This window comes from Microbacterium sp. 71-23, from assembly GCF_001897265.1.
Classification (GTDB): domain Bacteria; phylum Actinomycetota; class Actinomycetes; order Actinomycetales; family Microbacteriaceae; genus Microbacterium; species Microbacterium ginsengisoli.
Genome location: NZ_MKSL01000017.1, coordinates 201,579 through 220,379, shown reverse-complemented (window position 1 = coordinate 220,379; position 18,801 = coordinate 201,579). Strand labels below are relative to the sequence as shown.

The window sequence follows — 18,801 nt, the reverse complement described above, 5'->3', positions numbered from 1 at the left end:
TCGCGCGCTGACGAGCCGCGTCGGCGCCGCGGACTCAGAACAGCAGCGACGTGAGACGACCACGCGCGCGGACGACGCGCGGGTCGCTGTCCCCGATCACACCGAACAGTTCGAGCAGGCGCTCGCGCACCGGCGTGCGCTCGTCGGCCGGGAGCGCCCCGAACAGGTCGAGGAGGCGTCCGAACGCGTCATCGACGTGACCTCCGGCGAGGTCGAGATCGGCCACGGCGAACTGAGCGTCGGCATCGAGCGGTGCCGCGGCCGCCGCCGCCCGCGCCGTCTGCAGGTCGAGTCCCGCGACGCGTGCGAGCAGTCGCACCTGACCGAGACCCGCACGGGCGTCCTCGTCCCGCGGGTTCTCGACGAGCGCCTGCTCGTACGCCGCCTCGGCACGCGGATAGTCGCCGGCTTCGATCGCCGCGAAGGCCTCCTGGTGCAGCGGCGGAAGCTCCGGCTCGACGGGTTCCGTCGCGGCATCCTGCTCGCCACGGGGCACCGTGCCGGTCACGCCGTTCTGCGCCGCGACCTGCAGGAGCTGCGCGAAGACCTCACGCACCTGCTCCTCGGGGACGGCGCCGGTGAACAGCGGCACGGGCTGGCCGCCCACGAGTGCCACGACGAGAGGGATCGACTGGGCGCGGAAAGCCTGCGCAAGCTGGGGGTTCGCGTCGACGTCGACCTTGGCGAGCAGCAGCTTGCCGTCGAGCTCGAGCACGACCTTCTCGAGGATCGGGCTCAGTTGCAGGCACGGCCCGCACCATTCGGCCCAGAGGTCCACGACCACCGGCACGCTGCGGGAGATCTCGAGCACCTGCGGGAAGCTCTGGTCGGTGACGTCGATCACGAGCGAGGGCGCCCCCGCAGCCCCGGCCGCGGGTGCAGCACCCGGCGCCGGCGCTGCCGGGCGGTTGCGCAACGACGAGAGGTCGACAGCGCCGCGGAGGACGGAACCGGGGGTGGGAGAGCTCACTGGATCACCTTCGCGTCGAGCACGTTCGAACTGTAGCCGAGCAGACGGATGCGGTCGGTCGACCCCTGCGCGGGGACATAGAAGAACAGCTGGTCGGCGTAGCGGCTCGTCACGCCGGTGGGCGACTCGGTCGCGCCGGTGAGCGCCGCCACCACCTTGTTGTCGCCGAACTTGATGGTGATGTCGCCTCCCGTCGGCTTCACCGTGTCGACCTCGTTGACACTCACCGCGACGATCGCGCCGCTCTCGAGCGTCGCCAGTGCCAGCGGGGTCGTGCCGCCCGCCTCGGCCGAGAACGTGAAGCTGCCGGTGGTCGACGCGGTCGTGTTGAACTCCTGCAGGCGCTTCTGCCGGTCGGCCTGCACACTCGCGTAGAAGGCGTCCGACTGCTCATCGAAGAGGTTCGCCGATGTGCTGTTCTCCCCGTTCGTCAGCAGGTCGGCATACGCGGCCGCAAGCTGGTCGGGAGCGATGGACAGGAGTCCGAAATCCGGCGGGATCTGGGTCGCGCCCACGAAGTCCGGGGCGAGATCGGGAAGCACGGTCGATCCCGCGAGACTGCCGAGGTACTGCAGCTTGTAGTTCGACCACGGATCCTGCTGCTGGAGCATCATGATGGTCGCCGTCTTCTTGCCGTCGGTCTCGTCGCTCACAACCGCCATGACCATGCGCGGCCAGGCGTCATAGGCCTGCGGCAGGATCGGATAGACCTGACCGGACGGGATCGCCGGCAGCGCCGTCATGTCGGACACCTTGCCGCGCAGGGTGTAATTCGTCTGACGCTCCGCCAGTGCGGCGCCCGCGAGACGCGTGGCGGCCAGATTCGCATCGAGAGACGCGTCTGCGGTGCCGACGGTGTCACGCACGCGAGCGATGATGTTCTGCGCCTGCGCGGAACTCACCACCGGGGCGGGCTGTCCCGCCGGTACCGTCGGCGCTGCCGAATCGGAGGGACTGGACGAAGGATCGGGCACCGGCCAGGAATCGGCCGAGCATCCCGCGAACGCGAGGACGCCCACGAGGGCGATCGGAAGCGCGAGCAGCCGTCGGGTGCCCCGAGACCGGCGTGTCGAGGGCGGGCTCGAAGAGATGACGCCGCGGTCGGGCGACTCGATCGCGAGATCGATCGGCTCGGTCACCGGAAGAGGCGGCGGAGCCTTGCGACGCGGGCCGCGGGACCGTCGCGAATGCCGGATCGCGAGGATGTACAGCACGATGCCGACGAGAAGGAACACTCCTCCGAGCACGATGAGGGGCCCGGCCCAGGGGGTCGATGCGCGCAGCGGCCAGCTGATCGTCACCGTCGACGGTGCGGCGGCCTTGCCGTCAGACGCGACCAGCACGCTCATTCCCTGCGGCACCTGCAGCGAGCTGGAGAGGGCACCGCTTCCGGAGAACTCCTCGAGCCACAGATCCGAGCCGGTCGGGGGAACGGGAGTCGCGGCATCCGTCGCGACCTGCTCGTTGGTGGCGTCCGTCGGATCGACGGTCTGCGCTGCGTTCGCCGCAGCCGCCACCACCGTCGTCTGGGTGTTGCCCGACGCGTCGAGCGTGACGTCGTTGTACGACACGTTCGACAGCCACGCCTTCACGTCGGCGGTACGGCCATACGACACGAACAGAGCGGATGCCCCGCGCAGCGCGACCCGCTGGACGCCCGGCTCGCGAGTGAGCACAGCACCGTCGATCAGCGTGTACGGGGCCGATCCGCTCGTGTGAATCTGCGCGGTGCGCTCAGGGGGACCTTGGAAGATGGTCCGCTGGGAGATCCCGGCGCCGATCAGGATGGCGGCGAGCACGAATGCGGCCACGGCCCACACAAAACGCACGAAATGAGTCCTTCCCTGTCCCCGGGTATGAGACACGCCGACACGGCCGACTCTCCAGGTTAGCCCAGACGACCTGGGCACGTCCCGCGAGCGTGTACGACAGGGGCATCTCGACGGAACGCCGTAGTCTCGAGCCAGACCGACACCGCCCCCAGGAGCCGCCGTGAAGCTGTATCAGCCCTTCCGCACCGCCTTCCTCGCGACGCTCGGTGTGGGACTCGGGATCCTCCTGATCTCCAGCGTGCAGACCCTCTCGACGATCCTCCTCTACATCGGTACCGCGCTGTTCCTCTCGCTCGGACTCGAGCCCGTCGTCTCGTTCCTCGAGCGTCGGCGACTGCCGCGATGGGCCGCGGTTCTGCTGACGATCCTCGCCGTGCTCGCCCTGTTCGCCGGCATCGTGCTCATGGTGCTGCCGATCCTCATCGGGCAGGTCAGCGACCTCGTGCAGGAGATCACCCGCTACTTCCAGGCGGGCACCTTCATCGACGACGTGAAGAACTGGGTGCACACCGTGTTCCCCGGCCTCAGCGACTCGTCCATGAACGACGCTCTCACGAATGTGCAGAACTGGCTTCTCGCCAACTGGGGATCCATCACCGGAGGCCTCATCAACGCGGGTCTCGCATTCTTCAGCGGACTGACGGGCGCTGTCATCGTCCTGGTGCTCACCATCTACTTCACCGCGTCGACCCCGTCGCTGAAGGCCGCGGTGTACAGCATGGTCCCGTCATCGAAGCGGTCGCGCTTCGTGGATCTGTCCGAGCAGATCACGGATTCGGTCGGCTACTACGTCATGGGACAGGTCGCTCTCGGCGTGGTCAACGGCGTGCTGAGCGCGATTTACCTGTCGATCATCCAGGCGCCCTTCCCCGCCGTGCTCGCTGTCGTGGCCTTCTTCTTCTCCCTGATCCCCCTCGTCGGAACGCTCACCGGCTCCGCGATCATCGTCCTGACCTGCCTCATCCCCGGACTGGGATCGCCCGCAACCGCCCTCGCCGCAGGCATCTACTACCTTCTCTACATGCAGCTCGAGGCCTACGTGCTGTCCCCGCGCATCATGAACCGCGCGGTCTCCGTGCCCGGCGCGGTCGTCGTGATCGCCGCCCTCGCCGGCGGTTCCCTTCTGGGCCTGCTCGGTGCGCTCGTCGCGATTCCGATCGCCGCGAGCATCCTGATCCTCTTCCGCCAGGTGCTCATTCCTCGACAGAACGAGCTCTGAGGGCTTCGCGTCAGCCCAGCTCCCCGCTCCATTCGGTCGGGAGGGGGTCCGCCCCCGGACGAACGATCGACACGATCTCATCGAGCACGCGCCGCGTCTGCGTCTCACCCACCCAGAGGTGCTTGCCCTCGGGGACATCCACGATCCGTGCGTGCGGAACGGCGGCGAAACGTTCGCGCGCCTGCACCGGGGGGAGGAAGTCATCCCACTCCGGAACGACCGCCACCATCGGCCTCCCGTCACCGGCCCATGCGGCGAGCTCGCGCTCGGTCGTGCGTCGCAACGGCGGAGACAGAAGGATGAGCCCGGCGATGTCATGCCCACGCCCGTGTTTGAGCGCGACCTCCGTGCCGAACGACCAGCCGACGAGCCACGGCACCGGCAGTCCCCGCTCGGCGACGAACGAGACCGCGGCGGCCAGATCGGCCGCCTCGGCCTCACCATCGCCGAAGGTTCCCTCGCTCCTTCCCCGTGGCGAGACGGTGCCACGGGTGTTGAACCTCAGCACGGCGATGTCCGCCAACGCCGGAAGCCGCGCGGCCGCCTTCCGAAGGATGTGGGAGTCCATGAACCCGCCCTGCGTGGGCAGAGGATGCAGCGTCACCAGGGTCGCGACCGGACGGCGCTCGAGCGGCTCCGCCAGCTCCCCGACGAGCGTGAGCCCGTCGGACGTGCGCAGCGACACCTCTTCACGTCGCGCCGGCAGCTGCACCGCGCCTCGGATCTCCGCGCTCATCCGATCCGCCAGCAGCTCTCGTGCCAGTGACGACGAGCGGCGAGGTCAGCCGCATCACCGAGGACCCCGTCAGCCCGCCATGCGACCAGGTGGGCTGTACCCGGAATGACCACGCGCCCGCACCCCGGGCAGACGTACTCCTTGACGGCATTCGCCGGACCGACCGGCTGCACGTTCCACTCGACACCGCGGCGAGTCTCGATTCGCCGAAACCCTTGCAGCAGCCGGTCGAACGAATCATCGGCCGCGCTGTCGTCTCGCCGACGGCGATGCGACCGCGGCACGGCTCAATACCAGCCGGTCGCGTTCGAGTGAGCCCAGGCACCGCACGGGGTGCCGTAGCGGCCCGTGATGTACCCCAGGCCCCAGGTGATCTGTGTGGCCGGGTTGGTCTGCCAGTCGGCGCCGGCGCTGGCCATCTTGCTGCCGGGAAGGGCCTGCGGGATGCCATAGGCGCCACTCCCCTTGTTGTAGGAGGCGACGTTCCAGCCCGACTCGCGATTCCACAGGGCGACCAGGCACGAGAACTGGTCCTGCCCCATGCCGCGCGCCTCCAGCATCTGCAGTGCGATCGCCTGCGCGGTGCCGGGGTCCGGGGTCACGAACGGCGGAACGAACGACTTCACACTCGAGGTGGCCGTCGCGACGACCTTCGGCTTGGCCGCGGCCGAATAGCCCCCGCGGTCGAGCTCGACCGTCGCGTCACCCGACACCGACAGCGACTGCGCCGCCGCGACGGTGATCGAGTAGATCGACGAGGGCGCGGATGCCGCACTCGGATCCGTGCCCGCTGATGCCACCGCCATGCCCGCAGGGGCGAGAGACGCGCCCAGGAAGCCCACGGCGGCGACCACGGCGAACACGCTCGCAACCGCCCGCCGACGAGACCATCGAGGACGACGGGCGACCACCGCGGACCGCGGCATCTGCGCCGCCGCCAGGCGCGCTTCCCGTCGGGTGGCGGGAGCGGTGCGCACAGTCGTCACGTGGTAGCCAGAAGTCACAGTGTCGCGAGTCTAACCCGCACAGCCTGGGTGCGCCATCGATGCCGACGCGTGCCGCTGCATCCGATCAGTCCACAATCCGATCAGTCCACAGCCAACTGCACGGTGACGACGGCATCGAGCACCGCGTCGACCTGCAGCTCGTCGTAGCCGCCGCGCTGCATGCGGAATGCAACAGCGCGCACCTGCTCAACGGTGACCGGCTCCCCCGCCGCCAGGTATCCGGCGATACGGTCGGCGACGATGTCGACCTCATCGAGCCGATAGCCGTAGCGGATCCAGGGAACTCGCGCGAACCGCTCGCGCCGGGGACGCGTGAGCCGATCGAGGATCTCCTGCGCCAGGCCGCGGTGCACGTCGATCCACCGGGCCGGTCCGAGGGCGTCGATCGCGTCTGCGCGCTCCCGCGCAGCGAAGGCGTCTTCCACCCGCGACAGGGCGGCGTCGACCGCTGCGACCTGGTAGCCGTGCCGCACGACCGGGAACGACGCCGAGCGCACGCTCTCCGCGCTGAAGGGTGAGCCCGCAGCATCCGTCTCGAACGCGTCCCGTGCCTGCGCCAGGAATGCCTCCACCGCTCGCGGCTCGTATCCGCGAGTACGCCCGCGCTCGACCGGGAACAACGGCTCGCTGTAGGCGTCCGCCTCGATCTGATCGATCGCACTCGACGGTTCGTCGTGAACGGTCATGACACCACTCCCATCGGGAAGAACACGTAGTACAGGGCCAGAGCCGCTCCGGCCGACGGAAGGATCGAATCCAACCGGTCGAGGACGCCGCCGTGACCGGGGAGCCACGAACTCATGTCCTTGATGCCCAGGTCCCGCTTGATCATGGATTCGCCGAGGTCACCGGCGGTCGCGGTGCCGAGGATAACAAGTCCGATGATGATGCCGGTCCACCACGGGAGACCGAGCATCAGCCACGCCAGCAGAATCGCGCCGACGACGGAGAGCACTGCAGCTCCCGCGAAGCCCTCCCAGGTCTTCTTGGGACTGATCTTCGGCGCCATCGGATGACGTCCCAAGGTCAGACCCGAGACGTAGGCGCCGGTGTCCGCGACGATCGTGATGATGAGGAACGCCATCACCCACCACTCGCCATGCGGTTGCCGCAGCAGCAGAATGGCGAGGCTCGCCAGGAACGGAACGTAAAGAGGGACGAAGGTGGCCAGCAGCACGTCGTCGACGACGTTGCCGTAGGTGCGGCCGTCCCGCTCGATCATCTGCCCCACGAGGCGCCAGACGATCGCGACCACCACGCCGCAGAAGAGCGCGACCCACATCTGCCACGGCCCGAGCAGGTATGCCGTCGCCGGCACGATCACGGCGATCGCGACCTGCGGGATGAGGTCGACCTTCCGGCCGGCACCTTGCAGCGCTCGCGAGAACTCGAAGACCCCGAGGACGGCGACCGCGAGGGCGAACAGCGCGAACGGCCAGTTCGCGAAGACGAGCGAGACGAACACGACCAGACCGATCGCGAGGCCGATCACGATCGCGAGGATCAGGTCTCGCCCCGTGCGCTGCTTGATGCGCGCATTCGCCTCTTCGAACTCGGCGCGTGCGTGCGCCATCTGCAGTTCGAACTCGTTGCGCGGCGCTCGCGAGGAACGCCGCATCGACCCGTGGCCGCTCGGCACGGTGTCCGGCGACGGGTCGGCGTCGCGCGACGAGTCACTCATGATCGCGGTCAGACCTCGAGGAGCTCGGCCTCTTTGCGCTTGAGCGCGTCGTCGATCGAGTCGACGTGGCCGCGGGTGAGCGCGTCGAGCTCCTTCTCCGCACGCACGAGGTCGTCTTCACCGACCTCGGACTTCAGCGCGTCCAGATCGTCCTTGGCCTTGCGGCGGATGCCACGAAGGTGCACCTTCGCGTCCTCCCCCTTGCCGCGGACGATCTTCACGAACTCCTTGCGACGCTCCTGAGTCAGCTCAGGAAGGCTCACGCGCACGATGTTCCCGTCATTGGTGGGATTCGCGCCGAGGTTCGGCATGTCGCGGATCGCCTGCTCGATCGCCTTGAGAGCGGTCTTGTCGTACGGGGTCACGATGAGGGTGCGGGCCTCGGGGTTCGCGAGAGAGGCCAGTTGCGCGAGCGGGGTGGGAGTCCCGTAGTACTCGACGAGCACCTTCTGGAACAGCTGCGGGTTCGCGCGCCCGCTGCGGACGGTCGCGAAGTCCTCCTTCGCGGACTCGACAGCGCGGTCCATACGCTCTCCGGCATCGGCCAGAACGTCGGCGATCATGGGTGTCTCCCCTCGGTGGTGCAGTCTCAGAGTCTAGTGGCAGGGTCTCCGCCCGACCTGGGCGGGAACGAGGGTCACGAGGTGACGAGCGTGCCGATCTTCTCGCCCAGAAGCGCCTTGGTGATGTTGCCGTCGGGCTCCATGCCGAACACGCGCATGTCGATGCGGTTGTCCATGCACAGGCTGAACGCGGTGGAGTCGACGACCTTCAGTCCCCGCACGAGCGCGTCGCCGTAGGTGATGGTGTCGATCCGCGTCGCCGCGGGGTCCTTGCGAGGATCGGCCGTGTACACGCCGTCCACACCGTTCTTCGCGACGAGCACCTCATCAGCACCGATCTCGAGCGCGCGCTGCGCGGCGACGGTGTCCGTCGAGAAGTAGGGAAGACCCGCACCGGCGCCGAAGATCACGACGCGGCCCTTCTCCATGTGGCGCTCCGCGCGCCGCGGAATGTACGGCTCCGCGACCTGCGTCATCGAAATGGCGGACTGGACGCGTGTCGCCGCTCCGGCCTGTTCGAGGAAGTCCTGCAGGGCGAGGGCGTTCATCACCGTGCCCAGCATGCCCATGTAGTCGGCGCGACCGCGGTCCATCCCGCGCTGGCTCAGCTCGGCGCCGCGGAAGAAGTTGCCGCCGCCCACGACCACGGCCACTTCCACCGTGTCGACGGCGGCGGCGATGTCGCGCGCGATGCGGCTGACGACATCCGGATTGACCCCGAGGGATCCACCCCCGAACGCTTCACCGGAGAGCTTGAGGAGGACGCGACGGCGTCCGGTCGATTCATCCATGCGGGGTCCTCTCGTCGTGTCCAACTTAGCGAGTGCGCACGCCAGACTTCGGGCACGCACGACGAAGGGCCCGCATCGAGCGATGCGGGCCCTTCGCGGCGATCAGGCGCCGACCTTGAAGCGGGCGAAGCCCGTGAGCGTCAGACCGGCGTCCTTCGCGACCTGCGCGACGGAGAGCTTGTTGTCCTTGGCGTAGTCCTGGTCGAGCAGCGCGACCTGCTTGAAGAACGCGTTCACGCGGCCCTCGACGATCTTCGGCAGCGCGGCCTCCGGCTTGCCCTCGTTGCGGGAGATCTCGGTGACGATCTCGCGCTCCTTCTCGACATCGGCCTCGGGGACCTCGTCGCGGGTGAGGTAGCTCGGGTTGGCGAACGAGATGTGCTGCGCGAGCGAGCGAGCGGTCTCGGCGTCGTCGCCCGAGTAGGCGAGCACCACACCGACCTGCGGGGGCAGGTCCTTGCTGGTCTTGTGCAGGTACACCTCGATGTGGTCACCGGCGAGCGTGCGCACGCGGCGCAGCTCGACCTTCTCACCGATGATCGCGGCCTCGTCCGAGATGAGCTGCTCGACGGTCTGGCCGTTCGCGTCGGCGGCCAGAGCGGCCTCGGCGGAGTCCGCACCGGCGGCGGCCGCGGCATCCGCGACCTTGTCAGCGAGGGCGATGAAACGCTCGTTCTTCGCGACGAAGTCGGTCTCGCAGGCGAGCTCGACGAGCGTCACCTTGCCGCCGAGCTCGCGAGCGGTCACGAGGCCCTCGCTCGTCGAACGGTCAGCGCGCTTGGCGTTGCCCTTCGCGCCCTTGAGGCGCAGGATCTCGACGGCCTTCTCGACGTCGCCGTCGGCCTCCTCGAGTGCCTTCTTGGTGTCGACCATGCCGGTGCCGAGCTGCTCGCGCAGCGCCTTGATGTCAGCGATGGTGAAGTTGGCCATGGGTGGCGGCTCCTTCTGTCTATGCGTTCGCGTGGGCGATCGGCGCGGCGCGATGCGCACGCCGCGCCGATCGTAGTGCGTCTGGACGACGCGGAGGTTTACTGGGCGTCGGCCGCGGGCGCGACAGCGGCCTCGGGGGCAGCCTCGACCTCGACGACCTCGGCCTGGGGCTGCTCGAGCAGCTCGCGCTCCCACTCCGCCAGAGGCTCGGCCTCTTCGGCATCGCCGGCGGGCTGGTGGCGCTGGATGAGCCCCTCGGCTGCGGCGTCCGCGATGATGCGGGTGAGCAGCGAGACCGAGCGGATCGCGTCGTCGTTGCCCGGGATCGGGAACTGGAACTCGTCGGGGTCGGCGTTCGTGTCGAGGATGCCGATCACGGGGATACCGAGCTTCTTGGCCTCGTCGATCGCGAGGTGCTCGCGCTTGGCGTCGACCACCCAGATCGCCGACGGCGTCTTGGTGAGGTTGCGGATACCGCCGAGCGACTTGTGCAGCTTGTCGAGCTCGCGCTGCTTGAGCAGCAGCTCCTTCTTGGTGAAGCCGGTGCCGGCCGGGTCGTTGAAGTCGAGCTCCTCGAGCTCCTTCATGCGTGCGAGGCGCTTCGACACGGTGGAGAAGTTCGTGAGCAGACCGCCCAGCCAGCGCTGGTTGACGAAGGGCTGGCCGACGCGGGTCGCCTGCTCGGCGATGACCTCCTGGGCCTGCTTCTTCGTGCCGACGAAGAGCACGGTGCCGCCGTGGGCGACCGTCTCCTTGACGAACTCGTACGCCTTGTCGATGTACGACAGCGACTGCTGCAGGTCGATGATGTGGATGCCGGAGCGCTCGGTGAGGATGAAGCGCTTCACCTTCGGGTTCCACCGGCGGGTCTGGTGTCCGAAGTGCACGCCGCTGTCGAGCAGCTGGCGGATGGTGACGACGGCCATGGCCGTTCTCCTGTCTGGCGCGGGGCGCCTCTTGCGGTTGTCCTCTGCGCGCGGATGCGGCGCGGAGCCTGGTGCCCGGCGCCACTCCGCCCGTCGAGACGGGACCGTCGGAGTGGATGCCACCCGGCGGAGACCGCCGGACTCTGGGCACGCGTAGTCACCCCGACAAGCGAGGTGCTCGTTCAGCATACAGGACGCCGTCTCCTCCCCCGGCGGCCGAGCGGATGCGGCCTCCCCCGCGAGTTGCATGGTTCGCTCCCGCGTGCGCCGCGAAGGCCAGCATCGACCCATGCGCCGCCCCCTCATCGCCGCCCTCCTCACCGCCGCACTGGCCCTCGCGCCGGGCGCACCGGCGGACGCGACACCGACCGCTGCGCCGGGCGGTGCCCGTGGGGTCGCGCAGCCCACCTGGTCGTGGCCGGTCGCGCCGCCGCGCGTCATCGCCGGATACGCGGCACCCGCCAGCGCCTACGGCGCGGGTCATCGCGGAATCGACCTGGCTGCGAATGAGGGCGCACCCGTGGTCGCCGTCGATGACGGAGTGGTCGCGTTCGTGGGCATCGTGGTGGATCGAGCAGTGATCACGATCCGGCATGACGACGGTGTGGTCAGCACTCTTGAGCCAGTGGCTTCCGGCCTTCCCGTGGGCGCCCGCATCGCGGCAGGCGATCAGGTGGGAACGGTGACGACCGGGGGCCACGTCGCGCCCGGGGGCGTCCATCTCGGCGCACGTCTGCACGGAGCGTACGTCAATCCGTTGCTGTTCCTCGGAAGAGTCGAGCGGGCAGTGCTGCTGCCGTGCTGCGGCTGAGCACGACCAGAGCCGGCGTCTCGATGAGGACGCCAACGGCCGCACCCGTCAGGCGCGCGGATGCGCCTGACGGTAGGCAGCGGTCAGCCGCTCCGTCGACACATGGGTGTAGATCTGGGTGGTACCCAGGCTCGCGTGGCCGAGCAGCTCCTGCACCGCCCGCAGGTCCGCCCCGCCGTCGAGCAGATGCGTGGCGGCCGTGTGACGGAGAGTATGCGGACCGACGTGCGCGACACCGAGGGCTGGCGCGAGTGCACTGCTGACGACCCGGTAGACCGCGCGGGGGGCGAGCGCGCCCCCGCGCGCACCGAGAAAGACGCGGTCGCCCGGGACCGCACTCCGAGCCCGAAGCACCGGTCGTGCACTGTCGAGGTACTCGCCGAGGGCACGGTCGGCGGGCGCGCCAAAGGGGACGACCCGCTCTTTGTCGCCCTTGCCGCGCACTCGCGCGGTGCGGCGCACGCGGTCGATGTCGGCCACGCGCAGACTGCAGAGCTCCGAGACCCGTACTCCGGTCGCGTAGAGCATCTCGAGGAGCGCGTGATCGCGCACGGCGACGGGGTCCCGTTCGGCGGCCCGGGCTGCGGCCGCCGCCAGCACCTGGTCGACCGCGGTCGTGGTGGCCACCCTCGGCAGGGTGCGCCCGCGGGCTGGTGCGGCGAGGCGGGCCGCAGGGTCTCGCGCCACCTGTCCCCGCTCGAATGCCCACGAGAACAGTCCACGCACAGTGGCACGGCGACGGGCGAGCGTCGCCGGCGCGTCCCCCCGCTGCACGGCAGCCCACATCCACTCCCGCAGATCATCCGTGTCGATGTCGTCGATCGAACGGTGCTCGCCGAGATGGTGCGAGAGATCGGCCATGTCCTGTGTGTACGCCCGCACCGTGGCAGGAGACAGGCGCCGAACGTCGCGAAGGTGGACGAGCCATTCGAGGGCGACCGCGTCCAGCGCGACGGGCGGGCGCGGGGGCGACGGCACGACGGATGCCTCGGACGTCATGGTCCCAGTGTGCGGTGCGATGCTCCGACGCTGGGCACGACGCGGCGACGATGACGCATCAGGTCACCCGAAGCCACCCCTCACCTCGGTCGACCGCGTCACCGGCAAGCAGGGCGTATCCGAGGATGACCGCAACGTCGGACGGGTCCATGCCTGCCCGGCGCGCGATGTCGCCCACCGTGCGCGGCGCCCTCGTCGAGAGGGCGTCGCGCACCCGCGTCGCGTCGTCGGTGCGCGCGGCGTCGACGCCCGCGCCGGATGCGAGCCCGGCGTCGATGCCGACGAGCGCGAGGGCGTCATCGGCGCACGTGATGCAGACGGCGTCGTAGTCGCGCAACAGCCGATGACATCCCGCTGAGGCCGGGGAGGTGATCGGACCGGGGACCGCGCCGAGCGGCCGCCCGAGGGCCGACGCGTGGCCTGCGGTGTTCAGGGATCCGCTGCGCCAGCCCGCTTCGACGACGACAGTGGCGGCTCCGAGCGCCGCGATCAGCCTGTTGCGCTGGAGAAATCTCCATTTGGTGGGCGCGGCGCCGCACGGCACCTCCGCGGCCACGGCGCCTCCCGCGGCCATCGCCGCCTCGATCAGCTCGGTATGCCCCGACGGATACACCTTGTCGACACCGCCCGCCAGCACCGCGACGGTGCGGCCACCGACGCCGAACGCAGCCCGGTGGGCGACGCCATCGATCCCCCAGGCCGCGCCGGAGACGATGATCACGCCTCGTGCGGCGAGGTCGCCCGCCACCTCAGCGGCCGCCGCTTCGCCGTACGCGGTCGCCGCCCGTGCGCCGACGATTGCGATCGACGGCTCCGCCGCGAGCGCAGACGCGTCACCTCGCACCCAGAGGGCGACCGGCGCGTGCGCGCCGAGATCGCCGAGCGAGCGCGGCCAGCCGGCATCGACCGGGGTCAGCAGCCCGGCTCCGGCGCGGGCGGCGAGCTCGACGGTGTCGCGGAGGGTCGCGGCATCCCAGCGTGGACCCCACCGCCGCAGCGCGGCCGACCACACGGCATCGCCGACCAGACGTCCGCCCTCGGCATCACCCCGCCGTGCGCGGTCGAGGGCTCCCCGTGCGCCCCACTGCGCGATCGCCGCGCCCGCCACGCGGTCACCCGGTTCGACGAGAGTGCTCCACACGATCGCCGCATCGCGGTCGTCGCGGAACTCATCGTCAGGAAGGCCGAGCGCATCGGCACGCGCGCGCACCGCACGCGCATCTGTCGAGGTGCCGTTCACGCCGCCATCCCCCGCTTGAGGTACAGCGCGCGGCCGATGTCGTCACCGGTGAGGCGATCGTGCCCGGCGAGGTCGGCGACGCTCCAGGCGACACGCAGCACGCGGTCATAGGCACGCAGGGTCAGCAGACCGCGTTCGAGTGCCGCATCCAGCGGAGCCCGCACGTCCGACGTAGGCGCGTGGGGACCTTGCCGCAACCACGCCCCGTCGATCTCCGCGTTCACGGTCCACGGGGTCTCGCGCAGACGCCGGGCGGCGCGCTCGCGCGCACCCCTCACCCGCTCCCGCGCATCAGCGCTGGACGTGCGGCCGCGACTGTGCGGCACACGGGTGACTCGGGTCATCCTCATCTCGATGTCGATCCGATCGAGGAGCGGACCCGACAGCCGCGCGCGGTAGCGGCGGATCGCCGACGGCGGGCATTCGCAGAGCGCACCTCGCACGCCGTGGTTCCCGCACGGGCAAGGGTTGGTCGCGAGATTGTGGCTGGGGTTTGCGGCGTGTCCGGTGTTTGCTTTCGAAGACGCAAGTACGGTCGCTGTTGTGTCTAACTCGCGGTCTGGTGTTCTTGGGCGGTCTGTGTGGCGGTTGCATCGGGCGCAGGACGGCTTTCGCGCGACTGGATTGCGGGGCGTCGGCGCGGCGGATGTGTTGGATGGCTGGGGTGCGTGGCGCACGGGTGTGGGGATCCCGTTGGGCACGCCGTTTCTGATCGCGCCGACGTTCGAGTACGACGTGCGGTTGAACGCGTTCTTCTATTCCGCGGATATGCTCACGGCCCGGATGTCGACGAGGGTCGGGTATGCGCGGGATCTGAAGGGGTTCCTTGATTTCCTTCATCTGGGCCGTGGCGGTGTTGGCTGGTCGGATGCGACGGAGGACGATCATCGGGCGTATCTGATCTGGCGGCGGGAGGATCCTGCCGGGCCTCGGGTGAGTCCTGCGACGTGGGATCGTGAGGTGAGCGGGGTCGATCGGTTCTATCGCTGGCAGGTCTCCCGGGGGCAGCTCGTGGAGAGCCCGATTCCCCAGCGATCGCGTCGGGTCGCGAGCGGATACGGCGCCGATGGGGGGCGGGGTCTGACGGCGGCGACGTACTCGCATGCGTCGCGGCGCGATCAGATCCGCTGGCTCCCGTCGCGCTCGTACCGGCAGTGGCGGGACGTGGGCCTGCGTGGGTATGGTGCAGACGGGTTGCCGGATCCGGTGTTCCGGGGTCGTTGGGCGGATCGGAACGCGGCGTTCGCCGATCTGATGGTGCGTACCGGTCTGCGGTTGACGGAGCAGGCATCGTTGACGGTCACCGAGATCCCCGAGGTACGGACGCAGGGCGGTTATCACCGGTTCTGGCTGCCGGGCGCGATCGCGAAGGCGGGATCGGCGAGGTGGGTGTATGTGCCGTCGATGATCCTGCGGGAGCTGTGGGCGTATATCGACGTCGACCGGCGTGTGGCGATCGCCCGGGCTCAAGCCCGCGGCTTGTATGACGATCCGGGCGGGGGCTTTCTGCTTCTGGATGATCGTCTCCTGGCGCGCCCGGTCTCCGAGGACTCGGGGGCGGTGAAGCTGTCGCTGCTGACCCCGGAGGAGCGGCGGCTGCTGCTGGTGCGGGGCCGGGATGGGTGGGAGCCGGCGGCGCTGTGGTTGAACGAGGACGGCGCTCCGATGTCGACGGCGAGCTGGAAGGACATCTTCCGTCAGGCGAACGCCCGGTGCCACAAGCACGGGCTGTCCGTCCGCGCGCACGCGCACATGCTGCGTCACACGTTCGCGGTGCTGACGTTGGAGCAGCTGCAGCGCGGGCACATCGCCGCGCTGGCCGGAATGAGCCCCGACCAGCGGCAGCATTACACGCGGATCTTCGGCGATCCGCTCGATTGGGTGCGGCGGCGGCTGGGACACAAGAGCGTGACCACGACGCAGGTGTACTTGCATGCGTTGGAGGAGCTGGAGATGCAGACGCGGATGACGCTGGTGTCCGATCCGTGGGAAGACTCCCGCGACGCGCGGCTGGTCGTGAACCTGGATAGGCGGGACCGGTCATGAGCGGGCGCGGCAGCACCAGGACGGGGAGGCCGACCCTGGCGCCGACAGGTCACTACACGCCCCGGCCGGTGGCGGCGGGGCTGGTCATCGAGTTCCACGGTGAGGACGACCGGTCCTTCACCTTCGATGTCGGCGCGCTGCCGTTGCCGGGATGGCATCAGAGCCTCGCGGCGAGCTGGGCGGCCAGGACCGGTCCTGCCGGTTCGTTGCGCACCCGCGCGTCGGCGCAGACGGCGTGGGGCATGCTGACACGGATGATCCGGTTCTACGGACAGCAGCTGCGCCCGCCCCAGCACCCGAGCGAGCTGCGTGTCGAGCATGTCGACGCATACCGCCGATTCCGCGCCGACGCGGTCGGCGAGCGGGCCGCACGGCTCGAGCTGAGGTCAGCGGCGCGGACGTTCGAGACTCAGCCGCTGGCCGGCCTGGTGCCCGCGGAGGTCCGCGACAGGATGCGTCCGCATCAGACGAATCGGAACTCACCGGTATCGGGATACTCCGATGGCGAGCTGAGCCGGCTGGTGGCCGCAGCCCGCACAGACGTCGCCGCGCTGCGGGACCGGCTGACCGTGCCCGCGGAGCGCACCGCATCGGAGCAGCAGCGCATCGAGGTCGCACGATCCACCGGGCACGTGCCACTGCGAGGCGTGCCCGCGACCCATGCCGCGGCGGCGCGGCGGCGGGTCGCGGAGCAGCTGTTCGTCACCCGCAACGACCTGACCCCGATGCTGGTGCTGCTGGTTGCGACGACCGGATGGAACGTCGAGGTCGTCAAGGAACTGCGCGCCGAGCACCGGGTCATCGAGGACCTCGCCGTGGAAGTCGAAGTCATCAAGCGGCGCCGGGGCCCAGGCCGCTGGCATCGGACGGTGACCTGGGAGATCGGGCCGCCCGGGAACGAGCTGATCACCCCGGGCGGGGTGTATCTGCTGCTGCACGAGCTGATGTCCGCGGGCCGCCAGCTGCTGGACGCGCCGGCGTTCTGGGCGGTGTATCACCACACCGGGCGGCGCAGTGGCGCGGACGGATGCCGCGATCCGTTCGCCGCCGCCCTGGACGCGAGCCTGCGCCACCAGAACTGGGTGCGAGCCCGCGGGATCGTCGCCGACGAACCCGATGAGAACGGCGACCCGGTGCTGCTGCGGCTGAACTTCAACCGGCTCAAGACAAGCGTCGACGTGCGCCGCACCCGCCAGATGGGCGGGCACCTTCCCACCGCGGCACGCAGCAACACCACCGCGGTGCTGTTCCGCAACTACCTCTCCGGGGACCACGCCACGATCGACTGGGCGCACCGGCTGATCGCCGACACGGTCGCCGAGGTCGAGCAGGCCGCGTGGGCCGCGCACCGACGCGCACTGGCCACCCAGGGACGGACCGCGTTGGAGATCCGTCCCGCGGCGGGAACCGAACACGACCGGGGCGAGGGCACCGAGACCGCGTGGGCGAGATGCGCCGACCACGACCACCATCCGCTGACGGGACGACGATGCGCGGCGAGCTTCCTGGACTGCTTCCATTGCGGCAACTGCATGATCACCGGCGACCACCTGCCGCGGCTGCTCAGCCTGCTGGACGCGCTCGAGGCGCGCCGAACCCAGCTGGGCGAGAGCGCTTGGTGGACACGATACGGGCCCGCGTGGGCGGCGATCCGCTACGAAGTGCTGCCCAAGTTCAGCGAAGCGGAGGTGAGCAGCGCCGAGCAGGTCAAGCCCGACGACAGCCTCCTCGACCTCGTCGAACCCTCCTGGGAGCAGCCATGAGCACGCTCCCCCGCCCCGACGCCACCGTTCCCGGGCCGCTGCCGGGTACGTTCGTGCTGCACGGCCGTGCGCTGCGGCCCGGGGTCGGCATCGCCGACACGGCCCGGTTCGGGGACGACGAGTGGCCGGTGGCGCCCGCCGCGCTACAAGGGCAGGAACGCGGGCTCACCCTCCGGTTCCGGATCGTGCCACCCGGCTACCGGCACACCCTCAAGTCGCTGGCCTACCTCGCCCTGTCCGGGCCGCTGCCGCCCGACGAGCCGCGGCCGACGATCAGCACCGTCGTGTCCATGTTCTACAACATCGGCGTGTTCCTGCGCTGGCTGGACGGGCACCACGGCGGCCGCCCCGTCTCGCTGGCCACCACTGACACGCTGCTGCAGTTCCAGCGGTTCCTGATCACCGAGTACCGCACCGCGACCCGTCGGCACGCACTGCGCGCCGCGACGGTGTTCCTGTGGCGGTACCGGCAGGGCCTCGGCGGCGAAGCGCTCCGCGTGGACCCGCGCACCATCCCCGGCTGGAAGGAGCAGCACAGCCCCCGCACCGAGAACACCACCGCGAGGATCCCCGAGGATGTCCACAGCCGGCTGCTGGTGTGGGCGATGCGGTTCGTCAACGACTTCGCCGATGACATCCTGGACGCCGTCACCCGGTGGGCGCAGTTGCGAGTCAGCCGCCCCCGCCGCCACTCTCCCCGCGGCTCGAACCTGATCAGCATCACCCGGTACCTGGAGGACGCCCACCAGGAGGGGCGCCCGCTGCCGGGCTTCAACGGACAGGTCAATCACGCCGCGATCGCCCGCACGATCGGCTGCGACCGCCGCGCCCTCGACGACCACCACGCTGCCATCGCCGACGCCGTCGCCACGCTCGGCGTGTCCGACTTCGCCTACCTGGGCGTGCCGATCCGGGGGCGCATCGACGGCGCCCCGTGGCTCAAGGGCGTCTCCCTGGACCCGATCCGCGACGACTCGCTCACCGTCCTCACCCAGATGCTGCAAGCAGCCTGCTACATCCTCGTCGCCTTCCTGTCCGGGATGCGGGACAGCGAGGTCAAGCACCTGCGCCGCGGCTGCTGCACCGCCGAGAAAGATGGCAACGGGCACCCGTACCGGTGGCGGGTGACCAGCGTCGCGTTCAAAGGCGAAGGCACCCCCACCGGGGTTCCCGCGACCTGGGTGGTCGGCGAGTCCGCCGCGACCGCGATCGACGTGCTGGAGCGGATCCACCGCGACCGGGCCCGGGACCGCACCGACTGGCTGTTCGCGCCGATCAAGTCCGGCC

General features: G+C 69.9%; 18 protein-coding genes and 1 pseudogene. 5 read left to right on the top strand and 14 right to left on the bottom strand.

The window, feature by feature from the left end; genetic code table 11:
* Window positions 1-34 precede the first annotated feature (34 nt).
* A complete protein-coding gene (locus BGO15_RS07695; RefSeq protein ID WP_045248413.1) occupies window positions 35-970 on the bottom strand; it encodes a tetratricopeptide repeat protein in 936 nt (311 codons plus the stop codon).
* Entirely contained in the window at window positions 967-2,799 is a 1,833-nt protein-coding gene (locus tag BGO15_RS07690) for a DUF8094 domain-containing protein (protein WP_056208570.1), read from the bottom strand. The genes BGO15_RS07695 and BGO15_RS07690 overlap by 4 nt, the downstream gene beginning before the upstream one ends.
* Before the next feature lie 163 nt (window positions 2,800-2,962).
* Between BGO15_RS07690 and BGO15_RS07685 the strand changes: the two genes are divergently transcribed.
* Window positions 2,963-4,021, top strand: coding sequence for an AI-2E family transporter (locus tag BGO15_RS07685; RefSeq protein ID WP_045248415.1), 1,059 nt, complete (start codon window positions 2,963-2,965; stop codon window positions 4,019-4,021).
* Between the two features lie 10 nt (window positions 4,022-4,031).
* Here the strand turns inward: BGO15_RS07685 and BGO15_RS07680 are convergent, their stop codons facing one another.
* The 9 genes from BGO15_RS07680 to rpsB all read right to left on the bottom strand — a co-directional run bounded on the left by BGO15_RS07680 (window position 4,032) and on the right by rpsB (window position 10,655).
* A complete protein-coding gene (locus tag BGO15_RS07680; protein WP_056208567.1) occupies window positions 4,032-4,757 on the bottom strand; it encodes an alpha/beta hydrolase in 726 nt (241 codons plus the stop codon).
* Window positions 4,754-5,041 (bottom strand): Rv1322 family protein, encoded by a 288-nt coding sequence (locus BGO15_RS07675; protein WP_082483169.1) that lies wholly within the window; start codon window positions 5,039-5,041, stop codon window positions 4,754-4,756. Before BGO15_RS07675 ends, BGO15_RS07680 begins: the two co-directional genes overlap by 4 nt.
* Window positions 5,042-5,044: 3 nt before the next feature.
* Window positions 5,045-5,761: an aggregation-promoting factor C-terminal-like domain-containing protein gene (locus tag BGO15_RS07670; protein WP_235557355.1), complete on the bottom strand. Its 717-nt coding sequence runs from the start codon at window positions 5,759-5,761 to the stop codon at window positions 5,045-5,047.
* 83 nt (window positions 5,762-5,844) lie between these two features.
* Window positions 5,845-6,450 (bottom strand): DivIVA domain-containing protein, encoded by a 606-nt coding sequence (locus tag BGO15_RS07665; RefSeq protein ID WP_056208564.1) that lies wholly within the window; start codon window positions 6,448-6,450, stop codon window positions 5,845-5,847.
* Window positions 6,447-7,445 carry a phosphatidate cytidylyltransferase gene (locus tag BGO15_RS07660; RefSeq protein WP_082483168.1) on the bottom strand — a complete coding sequence of 333 codons (999 nt, stop codon included), beginning with the start codon at window positions 7,443-7,445 and terminating at the stop codon, window positions 6,447-6,449. Before BGO15_RS07660 ends, BGO15_RS07665 begins: the two co-directional genes overlap by 4 nt.
* A gap of 8 nt (window positions 7,446-7,453) precedes the next feature.
* A complete protein-coding gene (gene frr / locus BGO15_RS07655) occupies window positions 7,454-8,008 on the bottom strand; it encodes a ribosome recycling factor (RefSeq protein WP_056208561.1) in 555 nt (184 codons plus the stop codon).
* A 74-nt stretch (window positions 8,009-8,082) separates the two neighbouring features.
* The gene (gene pyrH, locus BGO15_RS07650) at window positions 8,083-8,799 is read right to left on the bottom strand and encodes a UMP kinase (RefSeq protein ID WP_045248419.1); all 717 of its coding nucleotides are present in this window, start codon (window positions 8,797-8,799) and stop codon (window positions 8,083-8,085) included.
* Between the two features lie 102 nt (window positions 8,800-8,901).
* Complete coding sequence (gene tsf / locus BGO15_RS07645) at window positions 8,902-9,729, bottom strand: translation elongation factor Ts (protein ID WP_045248420.1); 828 nt, start codon at window positions 9,727-9,729, stop codon at window positions 8,902-8,904.
* Between the two features lie 98 nt (window positions 9,730-9,827).
* Complete coding sequence (rpsB, locus tag BGO15_RS07640; RefSeq protein ID WP_056208557.1) at window positions 9,828-10,655, bottom strand: 30S ribosomal protein S2; 828 nt, start codon at window positions 10,653-10,655, stop codon at window positions 9,828-9,830.
* 289 nt (window positions 10,656-10,944) lie between these two features.
* Here rpsB and BGO15_RS07635 point away from each other — a divergent pair, with 289 nt between their 5' ends.
* Entirely contained in the window at window positions 10,945-11,466 is a 522-nt protein-coding gene (locus tag BGO15_RS07635; protein WP_056208554.1) for a M23 family metallopeptidase, read from the top strand.
* A 48-nt stretch (window positions 11,467-11,514) separates the two neighbouring features.
* Here BGO15_RS07635 and BGO15_RS07630 read toward each other — a convergent pair whose 3' ends face one another.
* From BGO15_RS07630 to BGO15_RS07620, 3 genes are read right to left on the bottom strand one after another with little or no spacing between them, the layout of a single operon-like run.
* Complete coding sequence (locus BGO15_RS07630) at window positions 11,515-12,465, bottom strand: tyrosine recombinase XerC (RefSeq protein ID WP_082483167.1); 951 nt, start codon at window positions 12,463-12,465, stop codon at window positions 11,515-11,517.
* Between the two features lie 58 nt (window positions 12,466-12,523).
* The gene (gene dprA / locus BGO15_RS07625) at window positions 12,524-13,705 is read right to left on the bottom strand and encodes a DNA-processing protein DprA (RefSeq protein ID WP_273188252.1); all 1,182 of its coding nucleotides are present in this window, start codon (window positions 13,703-13,705) and stop codon (window positions 12,524-12,526) included.
* Window positions 13,702-14,382, bottom strand: a complete 681-nt coding sequence (locus BGO15_RS07620) for a magnesium chelatase subunit ChlI family protein (RefSeq protein WP_268768611.1) — start codon at window positions 14,380-14,382, stop codon at window positions 13,702-13,704. The genes dprA and BGO15_RS07620 overlap by 4 nt, the downstream gene beginning before the upstream one ends.
* A 16-nt stretch (window positions 14,383-14,398) precedes the next feature.
* On the opposite strand from BGO15_RS07620, the gene BGO15_RS07615 reads away from it, so the two are divergent.
* The 3 genes and pseudogenes from BGO15_RS07615 to BGO15_RS07605 form a co-directional block, all read left to right on the top strand.
* The gene (locus BGO15_RS07615) at window positions 14,399-15,751 is read left to right on the top strand and encodes a tyrosine-type recombinase/integrase (protein WP_082483162.1); all 1,353 of its coding nucleotides are present in this window, start codon (window positions 14,399-14,401) and stop codon (window positions 15,749-15,751) included.
* Window positions 15,748-17,514, top strand: coding sequence for a hypothetical protein (locus tag BGO15_RS07610; protein WP_156454697.1), 1,767 nt, complete (start codon window positions 15,748-15,750; stop codon window positions 17,512-17,514). The genes BGO15_RS07615 and BGO15_RS07610 overlap by 4 nt, the downstream gene beginning before the upstream one ends.
* A pseudogene (locus BGO15_RS07605) lies at window positions 17,511-18,801 on the top strand (hypothetical protein); the annotation flags it as partial. The gene BGO15_RS07610 and the pseudogene BGO15_RS07605, both read left to right, overlap by 4 nt.